This is a genomic window from Candidatus Proelusimicrobium excrementi, from assembly GCF_937881865.1.
GTDB lineage: Bacteria > Elusimicrobiota > Elusimicrobia > Elusimicrobiales > Elusimicrobiaceae > Proelusimicrobium > Proelusimicrobium excrementi.
On the sequence record NZ_CALGEO010000094.1, the window covers coordinates 1 to 3,412 of the forward strand.

General features: G+C 47.3%; 3 protein-coding genes. All 3 read right to left on the reverse strand.

Translation table 11 applies throughout. From position 1 onward, the window contains the following. Positions 1-1,112: FtsW/RodA/SpoVE family cell cycle protein (locus ACQY26_RS04155; RefSeq protein ID WP_428047852.1), on the reverse strand; the 1,112-nt coding region annotated here is incomplete at its 3' end. Positions 1,113-1,115: 3 nt separating this feature from the next. Then, a complete protein-coding gene (gene mraY / locus ACQY26_RS04160) occupies positions 1,116-2,204 on the reverse strand; it encodes a phospho-N-acetylmuramoyl-pentapeptide-transferase (protein WP_428047854.1) in 1,089 nt (362 codons plus the stop codon). A 9-nt stretch (positions 2,205-2,213) separates the two neighbouring features. Beyond that, on the reverse strand, positions 2,214-3,412 hold a 1,199-nt coding region (gene murF, locus ACQY26_RS04165), incomplete at its 5' end, for a UDP-N-acetylmuramoyl-tripeptide--D-alanyl-D-alanine ligase (RefSeq protein ID WP_428047855.1).

Sequence of the window (3,412 nt, forward strand, 5' to 3'; positions counted from 1 at the left end):
GCGGCCAAGTTCATCAATATGCCCATCATAGCCAGCGTAACCACCACCGAAGATCCGCCGTAAGAAAAGAAAGGCAGCGGCAAACCTTTTGTGGGGGCTATGCCCGTAGCCACGCACATATTGACGAAAGCCTGCAATGTTATGCAAAGCGTTATCCCGGCCATTAAATAAGAATTAAAAGTGTCCTTGGCGTTGACGGCAAGGCGTATACCGTGAATCAAAAGCCATAAAAACGCGGCCAAAATCATAAATACGCCTATCATGCCGACTTCCTCGCACATAATGGCGAAGATGAAATCCGTATGGGCCGCGGGCAGATATTCCAGTTTTAAATCCGATCCGCCAAATCCTTTGCCGAACCACCCGCCTGAACCTATGGCGTAAAAAGAGTGCACCAGCTGATATCCTATTGAGCCGGCGGCTTCTTCCGGGTTTAAGAAAGAGGCTATCCTTTTAAGCCTGTAAGGGTGGCGGTAAATTTCTATAATCACAATCGGCACCGCCGCTATAAAAACGTAAATCAACTTGGAAACCGGCGCGCCAGCTATAAAAAACATTGCAAAAGCTATGGCCGTCATAAGGGCGGGGATGCCCAAGTCCTTGCCGGCTACGATAAGTGCAAGCGTTATAAGCGTATAGACAAGCGGCGTTATAAGCAGCATATTATCCCGGCGTTTTTCCGGCAGTTTGGCCAAATACGCCGCCAAATAAATTATCAGCACCATTTTTGCGATTTCCGAAGGCTGTATGTTAAACACGCCCAAATTTATCCATCTGTGCACGTTGGCGGCGGCCGGCTGAAGCAAAGCCCAAATCAAAAGAATCCAGGCCGCAAACAGCATCCAAACGGAACTGAATTTTTTTTGCAAAGCGGAATAATACTGCGACAGAAACAACATCGCGCAAACGCCGAAAACGTCAAAAACAATCTGCCTTTTGAAGTACGACATCGAATCAAACGCGCTGGAAGAATACGTAAATATCAGCCCGGCGATAATCATTATCGCCGTAAAAGAAAGCAGCTGCTTATCAAGCGGCAGAAAAACGCTTTTCTTTTTTACGGGTCCGCGCCGCCTGGCGAGATTTGTTTTTTCCAAAAATATTCCCGGCATAAATTACCTTATCTTAAGCGAGGCCAAAGCCATCAGCATAAGCACTATACCAACTATCCAAAACCTGACTATAACCTTAGGTTCCGCCACGCCTTTCAGTTCGAAATGATGATGCAAAGGCGCCATTTTAAAAAATCTTTTGCCGCCGGTAAGGCGGAAATATCCCATTTGTATGATTACCGAAAGCGTTTCCATTACAAATATGCCTCCGGCGATAGGCAAAACGAGTTCCTGTTTTATACAAATGGCCGCCGTGGCTATAACGCCGCCCAGGAAAAGCGAACTCGTATCGCCCATAAACACCTGCGCCGGATAGGCGTTATACCACAAAAAGCCCATACACGCGCCGATAAGAGCGGAAAGAAACACCGCTATTTCCCCGCCGCCGGCGACGTAAATTATCTTAAGATAAGAAGCAAACCCGATATTGCCGGCCAAATAAGCGAAGACGGCGTAAGCGCACGCGCAGAAAATAACGCTGCCGGCCGCCAAACCGTCCAAACCGTCCGTAAGATTGGTGGCGTTGGAAGAGCCTATTATCATAAGCATGGCAAAAACCAAATAGAAACCGCCCAAAGACAGCATAAAAGCGCCGTTGAAATAAGGAACGGTCAGCACGTACGGGTAAAGCGGATTGGGCGGATATGCGCCCAAATAGCCCACAACAGCTACGGCGGTTATAATCTGAACGACCAATTTAACCCAGCTCGGCGCGCCGTTGGGGTTCTTTTTGACGAGCTTTGTGTAATCGTCCAAAATCCCGACGAAAGAAAGCAGAACGGACACAACCAAAAGCAGCCATACGAAGCGGTTATCCAAGCGCGCCCACAAAAGCACGGATGAAAGCAAACTTATTATTATTATTATTCCGCCCATTGTCGGCGTGCCGTTTTTGGAAAGATGACTCTGCGGGCCGTCTTTCCTTTGCACCTGACCGATTTTATAAGAACGAAGCTTCCTTATAACCGCAGGGGCTATCAGCAAACTGATAAGAAGCCCCGTCAGCACCGCCGCGCCGCAGCGGAAAGTGATGTAATTGAAAACGTTAAATACGCTTAGACTTTCCTTTAAATGCGATAAATAGTAAAACATGGATTCTCCTTATATTTGCTCGAACAGTTCTTCAAAATTTAAAGCGCGGGAGGCTTTCATCAAGATAAGCCCGCCCTTTTCGGCGCGTTTTTTTAATGAGGGCAGCAAAGCGTTTTTGTCCTCCGCATACTCGGCCTCTACGCCGAAATTTTTTAAAGCTTCATAGGCGGCTTTCATTTCCGGCCCAGCCAAATAAATATCGCTAAAACCGAGTTCTTTTATTTTTTCCGCTATCAGCTTATGATAAAACGCCGACTGCGCGCCGAGCTCCCGCATATCGCCCAGCACAACCGCCGCAGGGCCTTCCGTTTTGGAGCGTTCGGCCAGAATCTCCAAAGCATTGCTTACGGAAGCCGGATTGGCGTTGTAGCAGTCCAAAATAAAAGTGGACGCGCCTTTTTTATAAACTTCCAGCCTTAAAGGCATAGGCGTATAAAGGGCCAAACCTTGCTCTATTTGATCTTTAAAAAGGCCTAAAGCTATCGCCCCGGCGCAGGCGGCCGCCGCGTTTAACTGATTGTGCTTTTCAAGAGCTATGTCGGATTTAAAAATCGCGCCTTTATAGCCGAAAGAGAATTTCTCCCCCGGGATTATTCTTAAATCGGCGTCGGCCGAAAAACCGAAGCTGAGGCTTCTTCCGTCATACCGGGTTTTTAAGCGGCGGAGCATGGAATCGTCATTATTATATATAAGCGTGCCGTAAGAGTTTATGGAATTTATAATTTCAGTCTTTGTCTGATAGACCGTTTCCATATCTCCGAAAAATTCCAAATGCGCCGGCGAAACGTTTGTTATTATCGCGACATCGGGGCGCACTATTGAGGCTATTTCGTCGATATCGCCTTTATGCGACGCGCCGAGTTCAAAAACGCCGTATTTGTCTTCCTCGGTAATTTCCAAAATGGAAAGCGGCACGCCTATTTGATTGTTGAAATTGCCTTTGGTGTTGCAGGTCTTTCCGGCGCGCTGGCAAATCGCCAAAAGCATTTGTTTCGTGGTGCTCTTGCCGTTGGAACCGGTTACGGCCGCTATCTTTATATTATGTTTAAGCCTGTGATGCAAAGCCAAGCCCTGCAAAGCTTTTAAAGTGTCTTTGACTTCCAAAAGAGCAACGCCTGCGGCTTTGGCTTCTTCGGGATAAATTTCAGGCTCAGGATTTGCCATGGCAAAAATCATTGGTTTTTCTGCCATGGTTTTGATCATTTCAG

Bases quoted from the DNA above. Each gene is read 5' to 3' on its own strand.
- mraY (WP_428047854.1), bottom strand. From the start codon at position 2,204: ATGTTTTACTATTTATCGCATTTAAAGGAAAGTCTAAGCGTATTTAAC.